Annotated in this window: 20 protein-coding genes; 14 read left to right on the forward strand and 6 right to left on the reverse strand. The window is 70.1% G+C overall.

Going from position 1 to position 19,728, the window contains the following annotated elements:
• Position 1 precedes the first annotated feature (1 nt).
• From ACIBGM_RS13065 to ACIBGM_RS13105, 9 genes are read left to right on the forward strand one after another with little or no spacing between them, the layout of a single operon-like run.
• Positions 2-1,186: a hypothetical protein gene (locus ACIBGM_RS13065; protein ID WP_360519074.1), complete on the forward strand. Its 1,185-nt coding sequence runs from the start codon at positions 2-4 to the stop codon at positions 1,184-1,186.
• On the forward strand, positions 1,183-1,794 hold the full coding sequence (locus tag ACIBGM_RS13070) for an acyltransferase (protein WP_396351961.1): 612 nt from the start codon (positions 1,183-1,185) through the stop codon (positions 1,792-1,794). The genes ACIBGM_RS13065 and ACIBGM_RS13070 overlap by 4 nt, the downstream gene beginning before the upstream one ends.
• Positions 1,791-2,882, forward strand: coding sequence for a DegT/DnrJ/EryC1/StrS family aminotransferase (locus ACIBGM_RS13075; RefSeq protein ID WP_396385832.1), 1,092 nt, complete (start codon positions 1,791-1,793; stop codon positions 2,880-2,882). The genes ACIBGM_RS13070 and ACIBGM_RS13075 overlap by 4 nt, the downstream gene beginning before the upstream one ends.
• Position 2,883: 1 nt before the next feature.
• Positions 2,884-3,891, forward strand: coding sequence for a Gfo/Idh/MocA family oxidoreductase (locus tag ACIBGM_RS13080; RefSeq protein ID WP_360519071.1), 1,008 nt, complete (start codon positions 2,884-2,886; stop codon positions 3,889-3,891).
• Complete coding sequence (gene wecB, locus ACIBGM_RS13085) at positions 3,888-4,946, forward strand: non-hydrolyzing UDP-N-acetylglucosamine 2-epimerase (protein WP_360519068.1); 1,059 nt, start codon at positions 3,888-3,890, stop codon at positions 4,944-4,946. Before ACIBGM_RS13080 ends, wecB begins: the two co-directional genes overlap by 4 nt.
• Positions 4,947-4,950: 4 nt before the next feature.
• Positions 4,951-6,180 carry an acyltransferase family protein gene (locus tag ACIBGM_RS13090; protein WP_396385549.1) on the forward strand — a complete coding sequence of 410 codons (1,230 nt, stop codon included), beginning with the start codon at positions 4,951-4,953 and terminating at the stop codon, positions 6,178-6,180.
• 25 nt (positions 6,181-6,205) lie between these two features.
• On the forward strand, positions 6,206-7,507 hold the full coding sequence (locus ACIBGM_RS13095; protein WP_360519062.1) for a nucleotide sugar dehydrogenase: 1,302 nt from the start codon (positions 6,206-6,208) through the stop codon (positions 7,505-7,507).
• Positions 7,504-10,104 carry a glycosyltransferase family 4 protein gene (locus ACIBGM_RS13100; RefSeq protein ID WP_396385551.1) on the forward strand — a complete coding sequence of 867 codons (2,601 nt, stop codon included), beginning with the start codon at positions 7,504-7,506 and terminating at the stop codon, positions 10,102-10,104. Before ACIBGM_RS13095 ends, ACIBGM_RS13100 begins: the two co-directional genes overlap by 4 nt.
• A 1-nt stretch (position 10,105) precedes the next feature.
• The gene (locus ACIBGM_RS13105; protein WP_396385553.1) at positions 10,106-11,278 is read left to right on the forward strand and encodes a glycosyltransferase; all 1,173 of its coding nucleotides are present in this window, start codon (positions 10,106-10,108) and stop codon (positions 11,276-11,278) included.
• Positions 11,279-11,354: 76 nt separating this feature from the next.
• Here the strand turns inward: ACIBGM_RS13105 and ACIBGM_RS13110 are convergent, their stop codons facing one another.
• Both ACIBGM_RS13110 and ACIBGM_RS13115 read right to left on the reverse strand, forming a co-directional pair.
• Positions 11,355-11,969, reverse strand: a complete 615-nt coding sequence (locus tag ACIBGM_RS13110) for a CocE/NonD family hydrolase C-terminal non-catalytic domain-containing protein (protein WP_396385554.1) — start codon at positions 11,967-11,969, stop codon at positions 11,355-11,357.
• Complete coding sequence (locus ACIBGM_RS13115; protein ID WP_396385555.1) at positions 11,960-12,250, reverse strand: CocE/NonD family hydrolase; 291 nt, start codon at positions 12,248-12,250, stop codon at positions 11,960-11,962. The genes ACIBGM_RS13110 and ACIBGM_RS13115 overlap by 10 nt, the downstream gene beginning before the upstream one ends.
• An 85-nt stretch (positions 12,251-12,335) precedes the next feature.
• On the opposite strand from ACIBGM_RS13115, the gene ACIBGM_RS13120 reads away from it, so the two are divergent.
• Together ACIBGM_RS13120 and ACIBGM_RS13125 are read left to right on the forward strand one after the other, a co-directional pair.
• A complete protein-coding gene (locus ACIBGM_RS13120; protein ID WP_396385556.1) occupies positions 12,336-13,253 on the forward strand; it encodes a hypothetical protein in 918 nt (305 codons plus the stop codon).
• 5 nt (positions 13,254-13,258) lie between these two features.
• Complete coding sequence (locus ACIBGM_RS13125; protein WP_396385557.1) at positions 13,259-13,807, forward strand: hypothetical protein; 549 nt, start codon at positions 13,259-13,261, stop codon at positions 13,805-13,807.
• Here ACIBGM_RS13125 and ACIBGM_RS13130 read toward each other — a convergent pair.
• Positions 13,780-14,610: a helix-turn-helix transcriptional regulator gene (locus ACIBGM_RS13130; RefSeq protein ID WP_396385558.1), complete on the reverse strand. Its 831-nt coding sequence runs from the start codon at positions 14,608-14,610 to the stop codon at positions 13,780-13,782. The two genes, ACIBGM_RS13125 and ACIBGM_RS13130, sit on opposite strands and share 28 nt — an antisense overlap.
• 100 nt (positions 14,611-14,710) lie before the next feature.
• On the opposite strand from ACIBGM_RS13130, the gene ACIBGM_RS13135 reads away from it, so the two are divergent.
• Complete coding sequence (locus ACIBGM_RS13135; RefSeq protein ID WP_396385559.1) at positions 14,711-15,460, forward strand: SDR family oxidoreductase; 750 nt, start codon at positions 14,711-14,713, stop codon at positions 15,458-15,460.
• Positions 15,461-15,528: 68 nt separating this feature from the next.
• On the forward strand, positions 15,529-15,996 hold the full coding sequence (locus tag ACIBGM_RS13140) for a hypothetical protein (RefSeq protein ID WP_396385560.1): 468 nt from the start codon (positions 15,529-15,531) through the stop codon (positions 15,994-15,996).
• On the opposite strand, the gene ACIBGM_RS13145 is transcribed toward ACIBGM_RS13140, so the two are convergent.
• Positions 15,974-16,849: a hypothetical protein gene (locus ACIBGM_RS13145; protein ID WP_396385561.1), complete on the reverse strand. Its 876-nt coding sequence runs from the start codon at positions 16,847-16,849 to the stop codon at positions 15,974-15,976. The genes ACIBGM_RS13140 and ACIBGM_RS13145 overlap by 23 nt on opposite strands.
• A 1-nt stretch (position 16,850) precedes the next feature.
• Positions 16,851-17,849 (reverse strand): SPFH domain-containing protein, encoded by a 999-nt coding sequence (locus ACIBGM_RS13150; protein WP_396385562.1) that lies wholly within the window; start codon positions 17,847-17,849, stop codon positions 16,851-16,853.
• Positions 17,850-17,927: 78 nt separating this feature from the next.
• Between ACIBGM_RS13150 and ACIBGM_RS13155 the strand changes: the two genes are divergently transcribed.
• The gene (locus ACIBGM_RS13155; RefSeq protein ID WP_396385563.1) at positions 17,928-18,608 is read left to right on the forward strand and encodes an NUDIX hydrolase; all 681 of its coding nucleotides are present in this window, start codon (positions 17,928-17,930) and stop codon (positions 18,606-18,608) included.
• Between the two features lie 148 nt (positions 18,609-18,756).
• Here ACIBGM_RS13155 and ACIBGM_RS13160 read toward each other — a convergent pair whose 3' ends face one another.
• A complete protein-coding gene (locus ACIBGM_RS13160; protein ID WP_396385565.1) occupies positions 18,757-19,650 on the reverse strand; it encodes a carbohydrate kinase family protein in 894 nt (297 codons plus the stop codon).
• Between the last annotated feature and the right edge of the window lie 78 nt (positions 19,651-19,728).

Raw genomic sequence — 19,728 nt, forward strand, 5'->3', positions numbered from 1 at the left:
GATGACGGCGTCGCGTTCGATCCGAGAGCACCTGCCGGCGCCACTCGCCCGGACCGCGGGAGCGGTCCGGCGGCGCCTGCGCGGCTTGCGGTACTCGTACGCGCAGCTGCCGGCGTTCCCGCCGGTGGCGACGACCCCAGTGCGGATGCTGGTCGGACCGACCAACTCCGCCGGGCAGGGCTACGCCTGGGCACAGGCTGCCAAGACCCTGCCCGAGGTCGGCGCCGTCTCGTTCGCCCTGCACCGCAAGGGCCAGTTCCAGTTCGCCACCGACTACGGCGTCGCGCTCGCGTGGTTCGGCCAGCCCCGCTGGCAGCGCGCCCAGGAGCAGTACGTCGGCTCGCACACCCACGTCCTGGTGGAGTCGCTGCGCCCGATCTTCGGCGCCCGCGGCTTCCCGGACGCCTCCGCCGACATCGCCGCGCTGCTGGCAGCCGGCGTGAACGTCGGTCTGCTGTTCCACGGCTCCGACATCCGGCTGCCCAGCCGGCACGCGAAGCGCGAGCGCTGGTCGCCGTTCGCCCCCGGTGACGACCTGACCGAGCGCCTGGAGACGCAGGCCCGCCGGCACGCCGAGCTCGTCGAGAGCCTGGGCCTGCCGGTCTTCGTGTCCACGGTCGACCTGCTGGACGACGTACCCGACGCGCAGTGGTTGCCGGTCGCGATCGACCCGGCGCCGTGGGCGCAGGCGGCGCGGCCGTTGTTCAGCGGCGAGCGTCCGGTCGTCGTCCACGTTCCGTCGAACGCGCAGCTCAAGGGCACCGACCGGATCGACGCCGTGCTGACCGAGCTGCACGACAGCGGGGTGCTGGAGTACCGGCGGATCACCGGTGTGCCGCACAGCGGGATGCCGGGGGTCATCGGCGACGCTGACATCGTTGTAGACCAGCTCAGAATTGGCCTGTACGGCGTGGCGGCTGCCGAAGCGCTCGCCGCCGGGCGGATCGTCGTCTCGTACGTCGGTGAAAGTGTGCGCCAACGGGTGCGTACTCTGACTGGGCGAGAGGTGCCGATCGTGGAGGCGGATCCCGACACTCTGGGTGATGTTCTCACCGGCCTGATCGCCGATCGTGACGCCGCCGCCGAGCGGGCGGCCGCCGGACCCGCCTTCGTGGCGGAGCTGCACGACGGACGCCGCTCGGCCGAAGCACTCACCAGCTGGCTCAGTACGAAGGAGATCCTGTGACGTCCCGCATCGCGCCGTCCGCCGACGTCGACGACCGCGCCCAGATCGGCGACGGTTCGTCGGTCTGGCACCTGGCCCAGATCCGCGAGAACGCGGTGCTGGGGAAGAACTGCATCGTCGGCCGTGGCGCCTACGTCGGGACCGGGGTCCGGATGGGCGACAACTGCAAGATCCAGAACTACGCCCTGGTCTACGAGCCGGCCGTGCTCGAGGACGGCGTGTTCATCGGCCCGGCCGTGGTGCTCACCAACGACTACTTCCCGCGCGCGGTCAACCCGGACGGGTCGCCGAAGAGCGGCCACGACTGGGAGCCGGTCGGCGTGACGATGAAGGAAGGCTGCTCGATCGGGGCGCGCAGCGTCTGCGTGGCGCCGGTCACCATCGGCCGCTGGGCCACCGTCGCCGCGGGTGCGGTGGTGACCAAGGACGTGCCAGACTTCGCGCTGGTCGCCGGCGTACCGGCCCGCCGCATCAAGTGGGTCGGCAAGGCCGGCGTTCCGCTGCTCGCCGTCGGTGACGGCGAGTGGAAGTGCCCGAACACGGGCGAGATGTACATCGAAACCGACGGGCGGCTGCGGCCGGCCGGTGAAGACATGGAGGAGAACTGATGGTGCAGCCGATTCCGGCCGCGAAGCCGATCATCGGGAAGGAGGAGCGCGAAGCCGTCGACCGGGTCATGCAGTCCGGGATGCTGGCCCAGGGCCCCGAGGTGGCGGCGTTCGAGCAGGAGTTCGGCGCAGCGCTGGTCTCCGGCCGTGCGTGCGTCGCGACGAACTCCGGCACGTCGGGTCTCCACCTCGGTCTGCTGGCCGCGGGTGTCGGCCCCGGTGACGAGGTCATCGTCCCGTCCTTCACCTTCGCCGCGACCGCGAACAGCGTCGCGCTGACCGGCGCCACCCCGGTGTTCGCCGACGTCGAGCCGACGTACTTCTGCCTGGACCCGGCCGCGGTCGAGGCCGCGATCACCGAGAAGACCAAGGCCGTCATGCCGGTGCACCTGTTCGGCCACCCGGCGAACATGACCGCGCTGCAGGCGCTCGCCGACAAGCACGGCATCCAGATCTACGAGGACGCCGCGCAGGCGCACGGCGCGACCTGGAACGGCGCGCAGGTCGGTACCTTCGGCGAGTTCGCGATGTTCAGCCTGTACCCGACCAAGAACATGACGTCCGGTGAGGGCGGCATGAACTCGGTGGCGAACGCCGACATCGAGCGCCGGATGCGGCTGCTGCGCAACCAGGGCATGCTCAAGCAGTACGAGAACGAGCTGGTCGGCCTGAACAACCGGATGACCGACCTGCACGCCGCGATCGGCCGGGTGCAGCTGACCAAGCTGGCCGGCTGGACCAAGCAGCGGCAGGAGAACGCGGCCTTCCTGGACGCGAACCTGCAGGGTGTCGCCGTCCCGGCGGTGGCCGCCGAGGCGACCCACGTGTACCACCAGTACACGATCCGGGTGACCGAGGACCGCGACGGCTTCGCCGACGCGCTGCGCAACGAGCACGGTGTCGGCTGCGGCGTCTACTACCCGATCCCGAACCACCGGCTGCCCTCGTTCCGGCGTGAGCTGGACCTGCCGGAGACCGAGAAGGCCGCGGCCGAGGTGCTCTCGCTGCCGGTCCACCCCTCGCTGTCCGAGGAAGACCTGAACCGGATCGTGGCCGCGGTGAACACCGTGGCGAAGGCTGGTGCGTGAGATGGCGAACCTGCGAGCGGGCCTGATCGGCCTGGGCATGATGGGGCGTCACCACGCCCGCGTCCTGGCGTCCCTCGAGGGCGTCGACCTGGTCGCCGTCGCGGACCCGGGCGGTGACAAGTTCAACGTCGCCGCCGGCCGTCCGGTGCACGAGAACATCGAGCAGCTGATCGCCGAGGGCATCGACTACTGCATGGTCGCGGTGCCGACCCAGTACCACGCCGAGATCGCCAAGGCGCTGGCCGAGGCCGGCGTGCACGCGATGATCGAGAAGCCGCTGGCCGGCTCCTCGGCCGAGGCGACCGAGATCGCCAAGGCGTTCGAGGCGGCCGGTGTGATCGGCGCGGTCGGTCACATCGAGCGGTACAACCCGGCGCTGCAGGCGCTGCGGGTGCGGCTGGAGGCCGGTGAGCTGGGCGACATCTACCAGATCACGACCCGCCGCCAGGGCCCGTTCCCGGCCCGGATCGCCGACGTCGGCGTGGTGCTCGACCTGGCCACCCACGACATCGACCTGACCGCCTGGGTGACCCAGTCGCCGTTCGTCACGGTGTCCGCGCAGAGCGCGCACAAGTCCGGTCGGCAGTACGAGGACCTGATCGCGGTGACCGGCAAGCTCGCCGACGGCACCGTGACCAGCCACCTGGTCAACTGGCTGTCCCCGATGAAGGAGCGGCTCACCGTCGTCACCGGCGAGAAGGGCGCGTTCATCGCCGACACGCTGCTGGCCGACCTGTCCTTCCACGCCAACGGCACCGTGCAGACCGCCTGGGACGACGTCGCGCACTTCCGCGGTGTCAGCGAGGGCGACATGATCCGGTACGCGATCAGCAAGCCGGAGCCGCTGCGCACCGAGCACGAGGCGTTCCGCGACGCCGTGCTGGGCAAGGAGGCCGACATCGTCACGCTGCAGCAGGGCCTGACCACCGTCCGGGTGGCCGAGGCCGTGATCCAGTCCGCTGGTGAGGACCGCACCATCAAGGTCGCCGGGGAGCCCGCCGAGTCATGAAGGTCCTGAGCGTCGTCGGGGCACGACCGCAGTTCGTCAAGCTGGCGCCGGTGGCGGAGGCATTCGCCGCCACCGAGCACCAGCACGTGATCGTGCACACCGGCCAGCACTACGACAAGAACATGTCCGACGTGTTCTTCGCCGACCTGCGGATCCCGGACCCGGACGTCCACCTGGGTGTCGGGTCCGGCAGCCACGGGGTCCAGACCGGCTCGATGCTGTCCGCGATGGACGCCGTACTGGACGAGCACAAGCCCGACTGGGTGCTCGTGTACGGCGACACCAACTCGACGCTGGCCGGGACGCTGTCGGCGGTGAAGATGCACCTGCCGGTGGCGCACCTGGAGGCCGGGCTGCGGTCGTTCAACCGGCGGATGCCGGAGGAGCACAACCGGGTCCTGACCGACCACGCGGCCGACATCCTGCTGGCTCCGACCCAGGTGGCGATGGACCACCTGGCCAACGAGGGCCTGAAGGACCGCGCCCGCCTGGTCGGCGACGTCATGACCGACGTGTGCTTCCGGGTCCGCGACGCGGTGACGGACGACTCGTTCCAGCTGCCGGAAGGCCTGAAGCGCGGCGAGTACGTCGTGTCGACGATCCACCGGGCCGAGAACACCGACGACCCGGCCCGGCTGGCCGCGATCGTCGACGGTCTCGCCGACGCCGGCTACCCGGTGCTGCTGCTGGCGCACCCGCGGCTGGTCGCGAAGTGCGCGGAGCACGGCATCAAGCTGGAGCGTCCGGACGGTTCGCTGCACGTCCGGGAGCCGCTGGCGTACCCGGACATGGTCGCGGCCGTGCTCGGCTCGTCCGGTGTGGTGACCGACTCCGGCGGCCTGCAGAAGGAGGCTTTCCTGCTCGGCCGGGTCTGCACCACGCTGCGCACCGAGACCGAGTGGGTCGAGACCCTGGAGGACGGCTGGAACGTCCTTACGTCCGACGTGAGCAAGCTGCCCGAGCTGGCCGCCCGGCCGGCGCCGGCAGCCGACCGCCCCATGCCCTACGGAGACGGACACGCCGCCGAGCGTGTCGTCGCCGCACTCACGGAGTAACTACGTGACCAAAGCCGCCGAAGAACAGAGCCAGCCGCCCACCCCGGGCTCTCCGGGGCCGGCGGCTTCGGCCATTACCACCACCGACACGGCCGCGCCGCCTCCGGGTGCTCCGGTCAGTGGCTTCCCGGGTGAGTCCGGGCCGCCGCCGACCGAGCCCCGCAAGCGGCTGCCGCGGGTGGAGTCGCTGACCGGCCTGCGCTGGTGGGCGGCGTTCTTCGTGTTCGCGCACCACATGACCCAGCTGGCCCCGCTGCCGATCCACAGGTTCCTGAAGTACGGGACGTCCGGGGTCACGTTCTTCTTCGTGCTGTCCGGTTTCGTGCTGACCTGGTCGGCCCAGCCGGGGACGAAGATCCGCACCTTCTACCGGCGCCGGTTCGCCCGGATCTTCCCGCTGTACTTCCTCACCCTGATCGCGGCGATCTTCGTCTTCTACCGGTTCGACCCGCCGGAGGGGATGTCCTGGATCAAGCCGGTCTCGATCACCGTGCTGGTGCTGTCGGGCCTGCTGCTGCAGGGCTGGTCGAACAACCCGGTCGTGCTGTACGGCGGCAACCCGGCCGGCTGGACGCTGTCGGTCGAGGCGTTCTTCTACGCGTACTTCCCGTTCGTCTGGCGGGCCACGAAGAAGCTCAAGGTGGCCGGCGGCCTGATCCTGTGCGTCGCGGTGATCGTCCTCGGCGGGGCCTACCGACTGGCGCTGTTCCACTACAAGGACCTCGTGCCGGTGCTACCGCAGCCGATCCTGCACTCGGTCGCGTTCCTGTTCGGGATCGGCCTGGCGATCGCGCTGCGGACCGGCTGGAAGCCGCGGATCCCGGTCTGGTTCGCCTTCCTCGTCACCTCCGCCGGTCTGTACACGCTGTACTACTCCGGTCTGCACCCGACCCAGGTCCCGTTCGCGACCACCATGAGCCTGTGCCAGAAGGAAGTCCTGACCCTGCTGTACGGCTTCCTGATCCTCGCCGTCGCCTCCCGGGACACCCGCGGTGGCCGGTCCTGGCTGCGCAGCAAGCCGCTGGTCGCGCTCGGCCAGTGGTCGTACGCGTTCTACCTGGTGCACGCCACCATCCTGTACGCGATCAAGGAGTACCACGGTGTGGCCGGGCCGATCGGCTGGTCCAACCTGACCTGGTACGCCGGTGTCCTTGTCCTCTCGATCTTCGCCTCGTGGCTGCTCTACAAGTTCGTCGAGCACCCGCTGGAACGGAAGCTCCGAGGCCCCCGATGAAGAATCACTACCTAGTGGAGTTCCTGTGCGTGTCAGTGTTGTTGCCTTAGGCAAGATCGGGCTGCCGTTGGCGGTCCAGTTCGCGGCCAAGGGCCATCAGGTCGTCGGCGTCGACATCAACCCGAAGACGGTCGAGCAGGTGAACGCCGGGCAGGAGCCGTTCCCGGGTGAGGCGCACCTGGCCGAGTTGCTCGCCGAGACCGTGGCCGACGGCCGCCTGCGGGCGACGACGGACTACGCCGACGCGATCCCCGGCAGCGACGCCGTCGTACTGGTGGTGCCGCTGTTCGTCGACGAGAAGACCGGCGAGCCGGAGTTCGGCTGGATGGAGAGCGCCACCCGGTCGCTGGCAGAGCACCTGAGCCCGGGCACCCTGGTCAGCTACGAGACCACCCTGCCGGTCGGCACCACCCGGAACCGGTGGAAGCCGCTGCTGGAAGAGGTCTCCGGCCTGACCGAGGGCCAGGACTTCCACCTGGTGTTCTCGCCGGAGCGGGTGCTGACCGGCCGCGTCTTCGCGGACCTGCGCAAGTACCCGAAGCTGGTCGGCGGCCTGTCCGAGGAGGGCGCCAAGCGCGCCACCGCGTTCTACGAGGCGGTGCTGGACTTCGACGACCGCCCCGACCTGGAGCGCGGCAACGGCGTCTGGGACCTGGGGTCGGCCGAGGCGGCCGAGCTGGCGAAGCTGGCCGAGACCACCTACCGCGACGTGAACATCGGGCTGGCCAACCAGTTCGCCCGGTTCGCCGGTGAGCACGGCATCGACGTGCACCAGGTGATCGAGGCGTCGAACTCGCAGCCGTACAGCCACATCCACCGGCCCGGTATCGCGGTCGGCGGCCACTGCATCCCGGTCTACCCGCGGCTCTACCTGTGGACCGACCCGGACGCCACCGTGGTCCGGGCCGCCCGCGAGGCGAACCTCGGCATGCCCGACTACACCGTCGGCCTGCTCGAGGGCGCGTACGGCGACCTGGCCGGAGCCAAGGTGGTCGTGCTCGGCGCGGCGTACCGTGGTGGTGTCAAGGAGACCGCGTTCTCCGGGGTCTTCCCGGCCGTGGAGGCGCTGAAGGCCCGTGGTGCGGAGGTGTCCGTGCACGACCCGCTGTACACCGACGAGGAGCTCCGGCAGCTCGGCTTCACGCCGTACGCGCTGGGCGCGCCGGTGGACGCGGCTGTGCTGCAGGCGGACCACCCCGAGTACGCGCAGCTGACCCCGGCCGAGCTGCCGGGCGTGCAGGTGCTCGTGGACGGCCGTGACCGCACCGACCCAGCGCGCTGGGCCGGCGTCCGCCGGATCGTGATCGGAAGGTCGGTCAGCCAGTGACACATGCCGGCCTGCGGGTCGTGATGATGGTCGCAAACGACGTCACCAACGACAGTCGGGTCCGCAAGGAGGCCGCAGCACTGGCCGAGACCGGAGCAGAGGTGACTGTGCTCGGGGTCTCGGCCAGCGGCCTGCCGTCGAGGGAGATGCTCGACGGCGCGCTGATCGTCCGGGTGGCGGTTCCGTTCAGCCTCCGGGAGGAGCGGAAGCGGAGCCGCAAGGCCCGCCGGGACTGGCGGCCGCCCTTGGTGGGGTACAAGAACCGGTCGACGTACGTCGCCCGCAGCCAGCGGATCCAGGCCGAGCTGAAGGAGCTCAAGTCCGACTCCGGGCACGCCATCGCGCGGGCCAAGGCGGGCCAGGGCAATCCACTGAAGTTCAAGGCCGGCGTGGCCACCCGGCTGCTGCGGCGGTCCAGGTGGCAGGCCGCGAAGAAGGCGACCTGGGTCCGCAAGGGCGTGGGGAACAAGGCCGACGTGCCGTTCAAGTTCGGCTGGCGCGCGTACGACGGCGTGATCCACCGGCTCGGGTGGCCGGCGCCGTGGCGCAAGCTGCACCCCGAGGCGCTGGACCTCGAGATCGCCTTCGGTGACTTGATCGATCGACTCGAGCCGGACGTCGTGCATGCGCACGACATGCACGTGATCGGTGTCGCCACCCGTGCCGCCGGCCGGGCCAAGCTGCGCGGCAAGCACCTGAAGGTCGTCTACGACGCGCACGAGTACGTCGCCGGCCTGTCCCGGTACGGCGCTCGCACGCGCCGGTCGATCGCGGCCTGGGCCAACCACGAGGCCGAGTACATCCGCGACGCGGACCGGGTGATCACGGTCAGCCCGGCGATCGCGCGGACGCTGCAGAAGGACCACGACCTCGATCACGAGCCCGCGGTGATCATGAACACGCCGAACCCGGCGGACGTGTCGGTCGAGGTGTCCGACATCCGCAGCCGGATCGGCCTGCGCCCGGAGGTCCCGCTGCTGGTCTACAGCGGCGGTGTCACCCGGGCCCGCGGGATCGAGACCGCCGTCCAGGCGCTGGTGGACCTGCCGGACGCGCACCTGGCCGTCGTGTGCGTGCCGGGTGTCGCGACCGACGCCGTACGGGCGCTGCAGGCTCAGGCTGCGACCCTCGAGGTGCAGGACCGGCTGCACTGCCTCGACCCGGTGAAGCCGGACGAGGTGGTCGCCTTCCTGCGGACCGCGGACGTCGGCCTGATCCCGATCCTGCGCTACCCGAGCCACGAGATGGCGCTGCCGAACAAGCTGTTCGAGTACGCCTTCGCCGGGCTGCCGGTGGTGGTCAGCAACATGCCGAGCATGAAGGAGTTCGTCGACCGGATCCGGATCGGCGAGGTCTTCGTCGCGGCCGACGCGCACGACCTGGCGTCGAAGGTGCGCACGGTCCTCGGCGACCTCGACACCTACCGCGAGCGCGTCGCCGACCCGGTGTACCAGCAGGAGGTCTCCTGGTCCGGCCAGGCGAACAAGCTGCGCGGCCTGTACGGCGAGCTCGTCGGGCAGCAGCTCGAGGTCGTCCAGCCGGGCGGCCGGGCGATCAAGAAGGAGCGCCGGCTGCTGCTCGGCCCGGTCAACAGCGCCGGCCAGGCGTGGCTGTGGGCGACCGCGCTCGAGCGTGAGGTGCCGAACCTCAAGGCCGAGTCGCTGACCACGGGCAGCGGCGCGTTCGACTTCCGCGTGCACCGGACCGGCACCTACCGCCAGTACCGGTCCGACCTGCGCTGGCAGCTGGAGCTGACGGCGTACGCGTTGCGCGAGGTCACCCACGTGCTGTTCGAGGCCGGCCGGCCGATGTTCGGGCAGCAGCGCGGGCAGATGTGGACGAACGACGTACCGATGCTGGACCAGGCGGGCATCAAGCACGGTCTGGTCTTCCACGGCTCGGAGATCCGCGATCCGGCGCAGCACCGGGCGCAGTACCAGTGGTCGCCGTTCCGGAACGCCGACGACGAGCTGACCACGCGCCTGCAGGCCGCGAACGACCTGATGCGGACGCACCTGGAGGGCTACGAGGGGACGATCTTCGTCACCACGCCGGACCTGCTGGAGTTCGTCGACAACGGCATCTGGCTGCCGCTGACGGTCGACCTCGAGGAGTTCGCCTCGACCGCTCCGGTGCTGGAGCGGGAGGTGCCGGTGGTGCTGCACGCGCCGTCGGCCAGCGCGCTGAAGGGGTCGGTGTACGTCGACCCGGTGCTCACGGACCTGGATGCGCGAGGCCTGATCAAGTACCAGCGGGTGCAGGGCGTCCCGCACTCCGAACTCGCGGAGATGGTGCGCAACGCCGACATCGTGGTCGACCAGCTGCTGCTCGGCTCGTACGGCGTCTTCGCCTGCGAGTCGATGGCGGCCGGGCGGGTCACCGTCGGGCACATCGCGGACCCGGTCCGCGACCTGCTGCCGACCGGCCTGCCGATCGCGGAGGCGACCCCGGACGACCTGTCCGAGGTGATCGAGCGGCTGGTCGCCGAGCGCGACACGGCCCGCAAGATCGCCGACGCCGGTCCGGAGTACGTCCGTGAGCTGCACGACGGGCGCAAGTCCGTGGAGGTGCTGCTGCCCTTCCTCGGCGGAAAGTGACATGCGGGTACTGATGATCGCGCAGTCCCCGATCGCCGGGGACTCGCGGATCCTGCGGGAGGCAACGGCTCTGGTCGCGGCCGGTCACGAGATTCACGTGATCGGCCGCGATGTTCCGGAAGGCTTCGAGGTCGGTCCGGGGGTGACGGTCGAGTCCGTCTCCCGGTCGGCCGGTCTGCGGGGCAGCAACGGCGGCCCGGCGGTCGGGCACGGTCGGAACGGGCCGAAGGTGCTGGTCCAGCGGTTCGGCCGGTGGCTGCTGCTGCCGGAGCATCGGGACCGGACCGAGAAGCAGTGGCGAACCGCGGCGGCACCTCGAGTGGCCGCCGCGGGCCCGTTCGACGTGGTGCACGCGCACGACTTCAACACGTTGGAGCTTGCTGCTTCGTTTGCCGCTGAGTGGTCGGCCGACCTGGTTTACGACACCCACGAGCTGTGGTTCGACCGGGCGTTGCCTGGGCGGCCGACGCCGTTGTGGCGGGCGCGTGGGCGGCGGTACGAGGTTTCGCTGGCGTCGAAGGCGCGGTTCGTGATCACGGTGTCGGACGGGATTGCGCGGCGGTTGCGCGAACGCGGGCTGGCTGACGTTCGCGTCGTACGGAACACGTTCCCGCAGGCCGACGACGTGCCGGCGGCGCCGGACCGGCCGGAGGGATTGCTGTACGCCGGTCGCGTCGGGGCGGGGCGTGATCTGCCGACGGTGGTGGCGGCCGCGCGTCAGCTGGCGCCGTTCCGGACTGTGCTGATGGGGTCGGTGGATCCCAACTACCGCTTGGATCTCGGGCCGGTGGAGACGGTTGCCGAGCGCTCGATCGACGAGGTCGACGACACGCTCCGCTCGTACGGCATCTCGCTGGTCACCCTCACCAACACCTGCGAGAACCACCGTCTGGCGCTCCCCAACAAACTCTTCCACGCCGTCCGCGCCGGCGTCCCCGTGGTCGCTGCGGATCTCCCCGAGCTCCGTGCCGTGGTGACCCAGTACAAACTCGGCACCCTCTACACACCCGGGGATCCGGCTTCCCTGACCACCGCCGTCCAAGACCTGATCAACAACTACAGCACCTACACCGACGGCGTCCGCTCAGCCGCCACAGACCTCAAGTGGTCAAAGGACGCAGCCACCCTCGTAACCGCCTACGCCTCCCTCCCCATTTCACGGGATATCCCCTGAAATGGTCCCTTCTCCCCGGGAATACGAGGGGAGAAGGGACACGGCAAGGGGTTATCCCATGAAATGGTTCGGGCGGCTAGCGGGAGGTTTCCACCATTTGGCGCATCAGCTCGGCCGGGTCCTTTTCCGGCTCGGGTTGGGCCAGGCGGGTGGATGGGATGCGGGACTGCGGGGCTTCCGCGGTCTGCAGCGCCGCTGTGTAGCCCGTCAGTGGGAGGGTCAGGGAGGAGCGGGTGGGGTCGAGGGTGATGGTGGCTCCGGTGAAGGGAACGGAAGGGTTGTCGGGTTCGACCGTGAGGACCAGGCCGAGGCGGTGGCCGGGGGCGAACACCACGTCGTCGGCGTTCAGCTCGAAGCTGAGGTCGTACCACTGGTCCGAGCGCAGCGATTCCTTGGTGTACAAGGACTTGTAGTGCCCGACGTCGGCCAGCGTCCGCACCACGACGGACGTGTCCGACACCGCCGTGTTGACCTGCGTGTCGGCGTAGCAGCCCGTGTCGAGGGCGTTCCCGTCACCCCAGCACACCGAGGTGTTCGGCACGTTGGTGACGTTGGTGTAGCGAGTCGCCGTACCGTAGTCCACCAACCGCGCCTTGATGCCTGCGGCAACCTTGTTGACCTTGACCCGGACCGACACCTTCCCGGTCCTGGTGACCCGAACAGCCTTCTCCAGCTCGTCGCTCAGGAACACCGCCCGATGTTCAGCCAGTCGATCACGGCCTTGGTGCCGAGCACCTCGAGGTCCGCGCCGACGTCGCTGCAACCGGTCGACCGGAAGGTCCCCGGCATGTCGACGAACGCGACGGCGTACCCGCGCGGCACGAAGTAGTTGTCCAGCCAGCTGCCGAACACCTGCCGGACGCCGTTGCCGTCGAAGTAGGCCTTGTTGTCACCCGCGTAGTACGGCGAGGCCTGGATGATCACCGGGACGTCGACGCCGGCCGCGGTCGCCTCGCCGGGCTTCCTGTGCACAGCACGGGAAAAACTTCGCGCCGCAACTTCTCGGGCACGCCGCGCATCGAGTGAGCGAGACGGGCGAAGCGAGGGAGAACCGAACATGTGGCGACGGATGCTGGGTGCGAGCTGCGGGGCAGTCCTGGCGCTGGGGCTGGCGTCACCGGTGGCGCAGGCGACGGGGACGAGTGCGACTGAGGCCTGTACGGCGGGAGTCGGCGGTGTGACTGCTACCGGCGGACACACTGGCCGGACGGTCACCGCGACGGCGCCGCCGTCCATCAACACCGGCGGCACGACGGCGGGCGCGTTCAGCCCGGGCAAGGTGCGGCTCACTAGTCACTGGGAGAGCTACCCGAAGTCCGGCGCGGGCAGCGTGAACACGGGCTACGTGATCATCGGGGACTCGTTGTACAGCGCCGGCTACCTCACCAACGGGCTCAACGAGCTCGAGGGTCCCGTGCAGTACACACGGATCGGCGGCGGCTGGTCGAAGTTCAGCCTGATCGAGTGGGCGACGTACGACACCATCGAATCGGGCGACGTCTCGCGGACCGAGTTCTACGCGCTGCGCACCGACGGCGTGCTGTTCCGCTGGCACGTCACCCAGAACGGCTGGCGCGCCACCGGCTCGTACCCCGGGTTCTCGGCGGTGAAGACGATGGCCGTGATCAGCAAGCGGCCGGGGTACGACACCTTCCTGGCGAACACCAAGGGCGGCGCGCTCTACACGATCCGGATCCCGGTCACCTCGCCGATGAAGCCGGTCGTCAAGCAGGTCCGCACGCGGAGCTGGCAGGGCTTCGAGACGCTGGTCGCGAACCGCTGCGGTCAGTACGGCACGTTGCTGCTGGGCATCGACAAGGACACCAAGGCCGGTTACCTGTACGCCGTCGGGCACGCGAACGGCACGTCGACGATCATCAACAGCCTCGGCAAGGTCGAGGGCGGCACCTTCGGTGACCCGCTCGACTTTCGGTGGTCCGTGGTCTCCTACTACGACTTCCTGAACGGGGAGTGATCCGGATGGTTCGACGGGCGGTCGGGCTCGCCTGCGGCGCCGTACTCGCGCTGGGGCTGGTGCCGTCGGCGGCCGAGGCCGCGACGTCCGCGCCCTGTACGGCGTGGGTCGGCGCGGTAGCGGGTGCGGGGGCGCATACGTTCAAGGTCGTCACCACGACGACGCCGCCCTCGCTCACTCGGTCCAGCACGACGACGGGGGTGTACTCAGCCGGCCAGGTACGGATCGCGAGTCACTTCGAGGACTACCCGAAGTCGGGCGCGGGCAGCGTGCGGTCCGGGTACGTCGTCATCGGGGACGCGTTGTACGGCAGTTCGTACGCGGTCGACGGCAACGACGAGGTCGAGCCGCCGGGGCCGCACCTGCAACGGATCGGCGGTGGCTGGTCGAACTTCAGCCTGGTCGAGTGGTCGGCGTACAACACCGGTGCGGTCGCGCCGCGGACCGAGCTGTACGGGCTGCGGAAGGACGGCGTGCTGCTGCGCTGGCACCGGCAGGACAACGGGTGGCGCAGGTCCCCGGTCTCCTACGCCGACGACCTCAACGGGGACTGAGTGGTGAGGAGGGTTTCGAGGGCTGCTTGGGTGGTGGGGTTGGCGGGGGTGTAGGTGAGGACGTAGTGGGGAGTGTCGCCGGGGACTTGGAGGGATTCGAGGGTGAAGGTGAGTTGGCCGGCCGTGGGGTGGTTGAGGGTCTTGGGGCAGTGGGAGCGGGCGGCGACGTCCTGGGATGTCCAGAAGCGGTTGAAGTCGGGGCTGGCGGTGCGGAGTTCGTCGACCAGGGCCGTCAGTTCGAGGTCGGCGGCGTACTCGGCCGAGGTGCGCCGGAGTAGCGCGACGGCGTCCCGCGCGACGGTCTCCCAGTCCGCGTAGAACTCCCGAGCGTGCGGGTCCAGGAAGTAGAGCCGGGCCAGGTTCCGGTTGCGCGGGTCGTCGAAGTCCGCGATCACTGCCGTTGCGCCGCGGTTCCACGCCAGCACAGTGCTCAGCCGGTCGACCACGATCGCAGGAACGTCGCGCATCGCCTGGATCATCGCCTCCAGTTGCGGCCGTACGGCGGTCCGCGCCGGCACCGCTGGTGGAGCGCTGCAGGCCAGCATCCGCAGGTGATCACGCTCGGCCGGACTCAGCCGCAACGCATCCGCGACGGCAGTCAGCACCGCCACGGACGGGTTCTCGGCCCGGCCCTGCTCGAGGCGGATGTAGTAGTCGACGCTGACGCTGGCCAGCAGCGCGACCTCTTCGCGCCGCAGCCCGGCGACGCGGCGGTCGTGGCCGGGTGCCAGACCGACATCCTCCGGCCGCACCCGGGCCCGGCGGGTCCGCAGGAACTCTCCCAGCTGTGGTCGCGCGCTCACCCGACCAGTATCTCCGGCACTTCAACGACCTGGGTGGTACTGCCGGACCTAGGTTGAAGCGACCCTTCTGAGCTGGTCTCGACCGCCGGAAGGTGGGCGCATGACCAACAACTCACGCATCGCACTCGTCACTGGCGCCGCCAGCGGGATCGGCGCCGCCATCGCTACTCGTCTCGCCGCGGACGGTGCGTCCGTCGCGCTGCTTGCCAGGCGTCGCGACCGCCTGGAGAAGGTCGCCGCCCAGATCTCCGAAGCCGGTGGTACGGCGCTCGTCGTGCCGGCTGACGTGACCGAGCCAGGGGCGGTGGCCGAGGCGGCTCAGCTGGTCCAGGAGCGCTTCGGCGACCTCGATCTGCTGGTCAACAACGCCGGGACGATGAAGGTGGTCCCGTTCGGCGACGTGCCGGCCGACGACTGGCGCCGTACCGTCGACGTCAACCTGACCGGCGTACTCACCGTCACCCACGCCTTCCTGCCGGCGTTGAAGCGCTCGGCCGCGACGAGGACGACCGACCTGATCAACGTCTCGTCGCTGGCTGCGGACCGTTTCATGCCGGGGATGGCGGCGTACGGGGCCTCCAAGGCCGGTGTGAGCTACCTGTCCCGCGCGTTGCGGACGGAGCTCGCCGGCGACGGGATCCGGGTGACCAACGTCGAGCCGGGCATGATCGACGGCACTGAGCTGGCCGACCAGTTCACGGCCGAGCTTCGGAGCATGGTCGACGAGCTCAGGACCAGTCTGCCGGCCGTGCCACCGTCCGAGGTCGCCGAGCTCGTCGCCTACGTCGTCGGTCGACCGCGTGAGGTGAATCTGCCGGAGTTGATCATTCAGCCGTCGAAGGAGGTCTAGCCGGAGTTCATCCGGGCGACCTACGGTCGGGCGCATGCTCACGACGCGACGCTCCGTTCTGAAGGCCGGTGCAGTTGGTCCCGGACCGGTCGCGGGTCACGCCGACCGACCCGGTCACGGTGGCGACGCTGGACGACGTACCTCCGGCGGACCTGCTGGTCGTCAACGGCGCGGAGGCTTGGCCGGCGGACTGTGCGGCCGCACTGAAGCACCTGCCGCTGGTGGCGAGCTCGCTGGCCTACCTGAAGCCGGTGGAAGCGTCGCGGGCCAAGGAGTTCCGGTCGCGGCTCGAGCTGGTCACAGCGGCGTCTCCGGCCGAGTCGGACGTCTTCGCGACGTACCTGGGCTGGCAACGGCGGGTGCGGATGGTCGGCTCGGCCCAGACGGACAACCTGCCGGACTACACGCCACAGGCCGACCGAGTGCTCGTGCTGACCAGCGTGACCCGGCCGGACCCGACCGGTGGCGCGGCGCCCGGGACTCAGTTGCTGCTCACCTGCAGTCGGTCGGACGTCACACGACCAGATGCAGCTTGACCGGGGCAACGCCGACCTCGACGCGCTGACCCCAGCCGATCGCCAGCGTGTCCGACTCCATGCCGTCGCCGAAGACCACGAGGTCCGACTCGGCGGTGATGGTCAGTACGTCGGGCGCCTTCACCAAGCCCTCGGTGTTGTCGGTCCCGGTCGCCGGTGACGGCCAGGCCTCACGGACGAACCAGCACAGCGTCGGGTCCGTCGGCGCCGGCAGGGCCAGCGGACTGCGCCGTTCCTGCCAGGCTGATCGGCACCAGCCGGTCGACCCGGTGCCCGTGCCGACCAGGATCCCGGACGAGGACTGCCGCTCCGGCAGGCTGTCCGGCGAGGACAGTCGGTAGCGCGAGGACTGATGCGTGCGATTCCCGATGTAGACCTCGTTCAGCGCGATCAATTGCTGCCCGTCGTCGGTGCTCGCGGCCACCATCGTGCGCTCCACGACGGCCCGCTCGTGCAGCAGCTCGGCGATCGCGGCCGGCTCGTGCGGCACGAGTACGCCGGGATTGCGCGCCGGCTCGGCGTTGATCCCGATCACCCGCTGGCCGTCCAGGTACTTCGCCACGTTCGCGACCAGGCCGTCCTGGCCGACCGCGATCACCACGTCCTCCGGGCCGAACCCGAACCGGTCGAGGTCGTTGCGCTCGGCAACAGCACGCCGCCAGTCCGGCGGGATCGCGGCCGACACGGTCGCGAGCGCCTCCTGCTGGGCCTGGTGCCGGGCGTCGAGCTCGGCCAGGTCCCGGCCGCGGCCGGCCAGGAAGAAGCCGGCCTGCTGACGGGTCCCGTGCCGGGCGACCAGCTCGGTCAGCTCGGTCGCCCGGTGCACCAGCACTGCCCTGGGTGGGAGGCTCATCTCAGGCCCGCTCTCCGGCGGTCAGCTTGGCCAGCAGCGGCGTGAGCAGGTCCGGCGTGAGGTTCAGCGTCCCGATCTCGGGCAGCGAGCCCTGCTTGATCGCCATCGCCAGGATCGTGCCCTGGTCCAGCTCGGCGTACGCGTCCAGCATCGCTTTCTCCGCGGCCGCCTCGGCGGCGCCGATCACCCGCTTCGCATCCGCCTCGGCCTCGCTGAGTGCCCGCTTGCGACCCGCGGCGGCCGTGGTCTCGATCTGCCCGGCCGCGGCAGCTTCCGTCGCCCGAAGCCGCTCGTTCTGTCCGCGCTGGTTGACCAGCTGCTCCTCGCGCCGGGCCAGCTCGATCTGGTTCTGCAGCTCGTTCTCCGCGATCGACCGCTCCCGCTCGACCGCCATCGCCCGGCGCTCGTACGTCGCCTTGTCCGCGGCCTGCTGCACCATCTCCCGGGTCGGCGTCTGCAGCGCCTTCTCGACGTCCCGCTCAGCCCGTACGGCGACCACGCGGACGTCCTCGATGCCGATCCCGAGGCCGGTGAGGCGCTGGTCCTCGCGCAGCCCGGTGCTCATCGCCCGGCGGAGCCCGGTCATGCCCTCGGACAGCGCTTCAGTCAGGCTCATCCGGGCGAGCAGGTCGAGCGCGGTCTGCTGCGCCAGCTCGGTGAGCAGACCGCCGAGCTGCTCCAGCGGCGTCGACCGCCACAGCCCGCTGTCTGGGTCGATGCCGAAGTCCAGCCGGGCCGCGGCCAGGCCGGGGTCGGTGACTCGGTAGGTCACGGTCGCCTGCACGGCCACGTCCTGGAAGTCCTGCGTCCGGCCGTGGAAGAGCAGCGGCTGCTCGCGGTCGTCGACCGGGATCTCGCTCAGCGACGAGTTCAGCGCGCGGAACCAGAACGCCTGGCCGGCGCCGTCGTGCACCAGCTTGCCGTTGCGCAGGTGCCGGACGTGGGTGGTCGGGTTGGCCCGCAGGTGGCTGATGAAGCGGAACCGGGTGATGTCTGCCATCTCGCATCTCTCCTTGTCGTCAGTTTGACGATAAGGGGTCGGATGACTTTTCGTCAAGGTGACGATTAGAGTGCTGCCATGGACTTCGTACCGCTCGGCGTAGCTGCCGACCTGGTCATCCTGACCGTCCGCGACGGCACTTTGCAGGTGCTGCTGATCCGGCGGGGGATCGCGCCGTACCGGGGTCGGTGGGCGTTGCCGGGTGGGTTCGTGCGGCCGGAGGAGGACCTCGAGCAGACCGCCCGCCGCGAGCTCGCCGAGGAGACCGGCCTCTCCTCGGACCGGATCCACCTCGAGCAGGTCGCGACGTACGGCGCTCCCGCCCGCGACCCGCGCGGTCGGGTGGTCAGCGTCGCCTACCTGGCGCTCGTGCCGGATTTGCCCGCGCCGGTGGCCGGGACGGACGCCGCGTCGGCGAGTTGGGTCGGCGTTGCCGAGGTGTTGGACGATCCGGGCCGGCTCGCGTTCGACCACCACCGGATCCTCACCGACGGCGTCGAGCGGGCCCGCGCCAAACTCGAATACTCACCGCTGGCGACCGCGTTCTGCCCGCCCGAGTTCACCATCTCCGAGCTCCGCGGCGTCTACGAAGCCGTCTGGGGGACCCCTCTCGACCCCCGCAACTTCCACCGCAAAGTCACCAAGACCCCCGACTTCGTCACCCCCGCAGGCGCCACCACCACCCGAGACGGCGGCCGCCCCGCCCAACTCTTCCGCCGCGGCACCGCCACCACCCTCCACCCACCCATGACCCGCTAGTTGACTTCGAGTCGGGTTGAACTGGTTCCATCCAGCGCATGAGCTTGAGCGGATCGCACGTACTTGTCACCGGGGGCCGGCGCTGCACTCACCGCGCAGGCGGTGGTCGACTGTGTGATGTTCGCCGTCGGTCAGCCGCGGGACTGCTTCATCCGAGCGTTCTACTTCGAACAGCTAGATCCTCGGCCGTGATCAGGTCGGTGTGCGTGCCGGGCGAGCCGCAGGCCCAGGCGCCGGCGACCGATCCGGCGTGCGCGGCGTCGTACCAACCGACCCCGTCGAGCCGGCGGGCCAGGAACGCGGCGACGTAGGCGTCGCCGGCGCCGTTGGTGTCGACGACCGGCCGGTCGGGGAGCTCGACCGCCGGGAGGTGCACGGGGTCCTCGCCTCGGACGTGCAAGTAGCTGCCGTCGGCGCCGGCCATCGCCACCACGACCTCGGCCCGGCCGTTGGCGAAGATCCACTCGACGGCGTCGTCCGGCAAGGCGCTGGTGGAGACGAACACGATGTCGGCCGCGGTCGCGAAGTCCTTGTGGTAGTCGTTGCGCCCGTCCCAGTCGTGCAGGTCGGTGGAGATCGTGCAGTCCGCGGCGAGCGCGTCGGACAGCGCGTCCCGGGCGAAGTCCATGATCGAGACGTGCACGTGCCGCGCGCGGACGACGTTCGTCCGCCAGAGGTCCGGGTCGACGCGGAGGCCGGCCGGCTGGCGGGCGTCGTACAGGGCCAGGCGACGGCCGTCCGGGGCGACCAGGTTTACCGATCGACGGGTGCCACTCGGATGGAGTACGACGTGCAGCGGCATCCGGAGGTCGTCGTACAGCTGCCGGATCCGGCGCCCCTCCGCGTCGTCGCCGATCACGTCCGCGAGCCCGGCCTGCAGACCGAGCAGGTGGCAGCCGAGCGCGACGCCGTGGCCGGTGTGGCCGACATACGTCTCGACCGGATCGACGTGGATCGTCTCGGTCGCCGGTAGCGGCAACCCCGGCACCCGCACGATCGTGTCGACGCCGACTCCACCGATGACGAACACGTCCAGCTCCATGCCCCCCGTCATACCGGAATTCGCACCGAAGTGTCAGCTGCCTTTCACGCGATGTGGACAGCCAGGCGGGACGAAGCG

This window comes from Kribbella sp. NPDC050470, from assembly GCF_044458365.1.
GTDB lineage: Bacteria > Actinomycetota > Actinomycetes > Propionibacteriales > Kribbellaceae > Kribbella.

What these genes read in the sequence shown, in the direction of transcription:
- ACIBGM_RS13065 (WP_360519074.1), top strand. Translation starts at nt 2, where the DNA reads ATGACGGCGTCGCGTTCGATCCGAGAGCACCTGCCGGCGCCACTCGCC.
- ACIBGM_RS13155 (WP_396385563.1), top strand. Translation starts at nt 17,928, where the DNA reads ATGGACTTCGTACCGCTCGGCGTAGCTGCCGACCTGGTCATCCTGACC.
- wecB (WP_360519068.1), top strand. Translation starts at nt 3,888, where the DNA reads ATGAAGGTCCTGAGCGTCGTCGGGGCACGACCGCAGTTCGTCAAGCTG.
- ACIBGM_RS13120 (WP_396385556.1), top strand. Translation starts at nt 12,336, where the DNA reads ATGTGGCGACGGATGCTGGGTGCGAGCTGCGGGGCAGTCCTGGCGCTG.
- ACIBGM_RS13125 (WP_396385557.1), top strand. Translation starts at nt 13,259, where the DNA reads ATGGTTCGACGGGCGGTCGGGCTCGCCTGCGGCGCCGTACTCGCGCTG.
- ACIBGM_RS13150 (WP_396385562.1), bottom strand. Translation starts at nt 17,849, where the DNA reads ATGGCAGACATCACCCGGTTCCGCTTCATCAGCCACCTGCGGGCCAAC.
- ACIBGM_RS13160 (WP_396385565.1), bottom strand. Translation starts at nt 19,650, where the DNA reads ATGGAGCTGGACGTGTTCGTCATCGGTGGAGTCGGCGTCGACACGATC.
- ACIBGM_RS13145 (WP_396385561.1), bottom strand. Translation starts at nt 16,849, where the DNA reads ATGAGCCTCCCACCCAGGGCAGTGCTGGTGCACCGGGCGACCGAGCTG.
- ACIBGM_RS13135 (WP_396385559.1), top strand. Translation starts at nt 14,711, where the DNA reads ATGACCAACAACTCACGCATCGCACTCGTCACTGGCGCCGCCAGCGGG.
- ACIBGM_RS13080 (WP_360519071.1), top strand. Translation starts at nt 2,884, where the DNA reads ATGGCGAACCTGCGAGCGGGCCTGATCGGCCTGGGCATGATGGGGCGT.
- ACIBGM_RS13105 (WP_396385553.1), top strand. Translation starts at nt 10,106, where the DNA reads ATGCGGGTACTGATGATCGCGCAGTCCCCGATCGCCGGGGACTCGCGG.